The sequence below is a fragment of the Enterococcus raffinosus genome (genome assembly GCF_001886185.1).
In the GTDB taxonomy this organism is placed as follows: domain Bacteria; phylum Bacillota; class Bacilli; order Lactobacillales; family Enterococcaceae; genus Enterococcus_A; species Enterococcus_A raffinosus.
Genome location: NZ_JXLA01000112.1, coordinates 1 through 740, shown reverse-complemented (window position 1 = coordinate 740; position 740 = coordinate 1). Strand labels below are relative to the sequence as shown.

Below are 740 nucleotides of genomic sequence, written 5' to 3'. Positions count from 1 at the left end.
TTAATGACTTTAGTCAGTTTCGTTCGCGGAGCGTACGAAACAAGAAAACCGCGCGCTTCTACGCGTGGATGGAATAGCTTTAGCGATAAAAACTCCTTTCGATATACTAATAAGTGGCTACCAACCGCTTATTTTATCGAAAGGAGTTTTTCTATGTCTAAAGACGACAAAAGTTTATCACATACTAGATGGAATTGTAAGTATCACATAGTCTTCACCCCAAAATATAGAAGAAAAGTAATCTATGGGGAATTAAGAAAAGATATTGGAAGAATTTTGAGGAAGCTTTGCGAGATGAAAGAGGTAGAAATAATCGAAGCACACGCAATGCCAGATCATATTCACATGTTGGTAAAAGTACCACCAAAAATAAGTATCTCGCAGTTCATGGGCTACTTGAAAGGAAGAAGTGCGACGCTTATCCATGAGCAGCATGGAAACTTAGTCTATAAATATGGAAATAAAAGTTTCTGGTCAAAGGGGTATTACGTGAGCACAGTCGGTCTGAACCAGAAAACAATTGAAAAATATATACGAGAGCAAGAATCAGATGATCGAATCCGAGATAGTATAAGTAAACGAGAATACGTTGATCCATTCAAAATGAAGAAAAAGAAATAAAGTAGCGAGCGAAGAGCGGTTGGTGGTCTTTTAGAAAGCTCCATTTATGGAGTAGGCGAGTAGTGACCTCTTCTAGAGGTGTTAAAAAGCCACCCGTTCTCACGGGTGGATGTGTTACT

The 740-nt window shown here is 38.8% G+C and carries 1 protein-coding gene; it reads left to right on the top strand.

Features of this window, described 5'->3' with window-relative positions:
• The first annotated feature begins 153 nt into the window (after positions 1-153).
• The gene (gene tnpA / locus RV13_RS20455) at positions 154-621 is read left to right on the top strand and encodes an IS200/IS605 family transposase (RefSeq protein ID WP_028020983.1); all 468 of its coding nucleotides are present in this window, start codon (positions 154-156) and stop codon (positions 619-621) included.
• Positions 622-740 lie beyond the last annotated feature (119 nt).

Excerpts from the sequence above, each read along its gene's own strand:
- tnpA (WP_028020983.1), top strand. The coding sequence starts at position 154 with ATGTCTAAAGACGACAAAAGTTTATCACATACTAGATGGAATTGTAAG.